This is a genomic window from Moorena sp. SIO3I6, assembly GCF_010672095.1.
In genome coordinates this window covers 1-3,762 of sequence record NZ_JAAHHU010000409.1, presented here as the reverse complement: position 1 = coordinate 3,762, position 3,762 = coordinate 1, and the positions used below count along the sequence as shown (strand labels likewise).

Sequence of the window (3,762 nt, the reverse complement as noted above, 5' to 3'; positions counted from 1 at the left end):
GAAAAGTGTAGCGATAGCGAGCTGCGACATATAATTCAGCAAGGATATCGTCAAATGCTCAAAGCAGAGGATATAATCTGTGAAGAAAACGACCCAGGGGATTCATTTTATATTATTCTATCTGGCTTAGTTGAAGTCTTTGTGGAATCAAGGGGAAAACGGATTGCCATCCGCAAGCCAGGGGAATTTATTGGAGAGATGTCTTTGCTTCTGGGTACCCCCCGTACCGCTACTCTTCGCGCCCTAGAAGACACGATTCTGTTTGTGGTAGACAGGGAAAATTTAAAGAGTCTTTTGGTAAAGCACAAAGATTTAGCTGACCAAATTTCCGAAGAATTATTCAAACGTAAGGAGACCCTAGAGAAATTAGGAATAACGGTAGGTGTAACAGAGGAAAAAGAGAGTGGCACCAATCAGATTCGCCAACGCATTCAATCACTATTTGGGATTTGATAGGTTTGTTGGTAATGATTTGACAACTTGGTTTCTAAGTTTGGGTGCATCGCGCTGTATCGCTTTTGCAATTAGGCAAAAATTCTAAGAAAATTCCAAGACTTCCAACACTTCCAAGACTTTCAACACTTCGCCTTCTTTGTTACAAATATGAGATGCACCCTTGCTATTTCTGGGTAAACCGCCACACCCCATCCCAATTCTGCGGTACCCCTTGCACCATTAATTGATTAATTCGGTCTACATACAATAATGCTGTCTTATCGTTAGGATTGACAGCTAACACTTGATTAAAACACGCTTTAGCTTTTTCAAATTCTTGAGTTCGGTAGTACTCTATAGCGAGCTCAAATTCTGACTGGGTTGTTAACTTTAATTCCCTAACTTGTTCAGGCTCTCCTTCCAAGATTTCATAAACAGCAATTGGTTCATTTTTTCCTTTAACAATTGCTCGATCAAGAAACCGAATCTGGTATTGACTAGGATTACTCAATTGCTCTAAAGCTTGCTCGGAGATTAACAAAGACACGCCATAAAATTTAGTTAACCCTTCTAAACGAGCAGTTAAGTTAACATTATCAGAGAAAGCATCCCCTTGCATCCGAAATGTCTCTCCTACCATTCCCACCATCATCTGACCCACATGAATGCCAATCCCTACTTTAATTGGTAGATAGCCTTTGGCAATACGTCTGTGATTGTATTCTTCCACTCTGATTTGCTTGGCAATTCCCGCTGCTACTGCCTCATCGGTGCCATCAGGGAAAACAGCCATTATACCATCTCCGAGAAACTTGACGATAAAGCCGTTTTGATTGCGAATCTCGGGACTGACACGCTTGAGGTAAGCATTAACAAAGTCGAAGTTTTCCTTCGGGGTCATGGTTTCTGAAAGGGTAGTGAAAGAGCGAATATCTGAGAACATGACCGCCATTTCTTTACTGACGTGGTTCCCCAGATATACATCAAGAATAGTGTCTTTTTGAAGAAAGTTAAGATATTCAAAGGGAACAAATCTGCTATAGGACGTATTGGTTTTTTCTAATTGCCGGTGAGCTTCTTGCAATAGTTTATGTTGTTTTTCTAATTCCCGATAGGACTGTTTGAGGTTGTTCCAAAGTGTGGTAGTAATACTGACAACTGCAGCACTGATAACGGTAAACAAGGGTGTAAATATTGGAATCAACCAGCCAAATAAAAAGGCAATATAGGAACTGGTAATAATAATAACTCCGGCTATAAGGGTGCCAACTCCAGTTACCCATCGCCTACGGACATACATGGCTCCAAGGGTAGCACTATATCCAGACCAGAACACTATCCATAGCCAATTCAGGGATTTGACTGATGCTCGAAGCATGGGACGACCTTCATTAGCTGCACTCAAAATCTGGCTGCTGATATTGGCGTGAATTGCTATACCTGGTATTAATTCAGTGGGAGTTAGTAAGGTACTATTGTAGGGAGTGAGGTGATTGTCATTGAGACTTGGGGCTTTTGCCCCTAACAAGACAATGCGATCGCTCATCAAATTTGGGGGAATGCGATTGTCGAGAACATCAGTCATGGAGATAGTCAAAAAGCTCTCCTCACCGCCCCGATAGTTCAATAAGATTTGGTATCCTCCCATCTCTGCTTTGCTGTACTCTCCATCATTACTGGAGAGGGGGAAAAACTTGGCTTTACCTAAACCGTATATCTTTTTATCGGGATTGATCGGCTCAAGTTTAATACCGTCTTGTGCCAAATACATTAGCGCTAGTTTCACACCAAATCCTTGCTTACGGGTACCATCAGGTTTGCCCAGGAGAATGATCCCTCGCCGGATTTTGCTATCCCCATCGAGCAGGACGTCGTTAGCTGCTACCTGACTCAATTTATCCAGCACTGGTGGCGCTGCAATGGGGTTGCCAGCAATTTTCTCAATTCCGATCACATTTGGGGTAGAGTTGAAAACTTCTACCAGTTCATCATGTCCAGGTTCAACCACTAGGTCTCGATAAATATCAATTCCAATCGCTCTTGGTTGCTGGGCTTTGATATTCCGAATTAGCTGAGCCATAACCCGATCTGACATCGGCCATTGCTTAACATATTTGATATCGGGTTCATCAATGGTGACCAGGACAATGCGCTCGTCAACAGATTCTTTTGGACGCAGCCGAAATAATTGGTCTTGGCTTGCCCATTCCAGCATCCGAAACAGTCCAGCATTGCTTCCTAAAATCACCAATCCTGCTATACTCGGCGCGATTAATAGGACTGTTCCCCACTGTTGAATCTGTTGTTTTATGGTTTGCCACATTTGGCTTTAATGTTGGTTATTTTGTTGAGGTTGTGTGTTTATACTATTCCCCTTTGAGTTCTGAAAATACTTCCTTAGGGAAAGGCAAGAGGCAAGAGGCAAAAGGCAAGAGGCAAAATTGAATATCCTTATTGCCTTTTATCTACATGCCTTTTGCCTTAAAAGGATAAGCAATATCCCTCAAAGGTTGCTGAGAATTGCTATATCAAATGGCGATTAGTTTCCTAGCTAATCCCTTAAACTGACAACTTCTCAAGAATTACAACTGCTCTCCCATCGGCTGAGATGCGATCGCATCCAGTCCCACTTGTTCGAGTAAATCTTTCCACTCATTGGCTAGGGTTGTATTGTCAGGATCCAACCGTTGAGCAGTCACTAAAACCTCTAGGGTATCGTACCATATTCCCGCCTTAGCATATTCAGTAGCCAACGCGATCGCGGACTTGGATGACCCTTGGTCACTCACCGTTGATTTTACCCGTTTAACCCACCCACTTACTGAATAATTATCAGGTCGCAGGATACCGTCTGGTTCAATGGGTGCCAAGTACCAGAGGTAGTTTTGACCAATCTTTAATTCTGGTGCTGCTTCTGGTAGGGTAATACTAATCACTCCTTCCTGGCCAGAACTTTTGAGGGTTGTGTGATATTGGGAATTACCCTGTTCATCTTGCAAACTGAAAAAAACCTCAGTTGCTCCCAGGGCGGGCATATAAACAAATAGAGTTGGACGCGGTGATACGGTGTACCCGTGTTTTGTGGGTGGAAGCAATGCGGTTAGGGGGAGTTTACTACCTCTCGAACCCCCACCGATGCTAGTTCTGGGGCTAGCCGAGTCTCCGGGTAGGTCAAATTCTACATCCCCTCTCGAACCCCCACCGATGCTAGTTCTGGGGCTGGCGGATTCTCCGGGTAGCTCAAATTCTACATTTCCTCTCGAACCCCCACCGATGCTAGTTCTGGGGCTAGCCGAGTCTCCGGGTAGCTCAAATTCTACATTTCCT

The 3,762-nt window shown here is 43.7% G+C and carries 3 protein-coding genes; 1 reads left to right on the top strand and 2 read right to left on the bottom strand.

Going from position 1 to position 3,762, the window contains the following annotated elements; genetic code table 11:
- The coding region (locus F6K49_RS36980) for a cyclic nucleotide-binding domain-containing protein (protein ID WP_293104952.1) at window positions 1–453 on the top strand (453 nt) is incomplete at its 5' end.
- 166 nt (window positions 454–619) lie between these two features.
- Here the strand turns inward: F6K49_RS36980 and F6K49_RS36975 are convergent.
- Both F6K49_RS36975 and F6K49_RS36970 read right to left on the bottom strand, forming a co-directional pair.
- Window positions 620–2,758, bottom strand: coding sequence for a CHASE2 domain-containing protein (locus F6K49_RS36975; RefSeq protein ID WP_293104946.1), 2,139 nt, complete (start codon window positions 2,756–2,758; stop codon window positions 620–622).
- A gap of 259 nt (window positions 2,759–3,017) precedes the next feature.
- On the bottom strand, window positions 3,018–3,762 hold a 745-nt coding region (locus F6K49_RS36970; protein WP_293104940.1), incomplete at its 5' end, for a DUF928 domain-containing protein.

Coding starts and splice junctions, on each gene's coding strand:
- F6K49_RS36975 (WP_293104946.1), bottom strand. CDS start 2,758: ATGTGGCAAACCATAAAACAACAGATTCAACAGTGGGGAACAGTCCTA.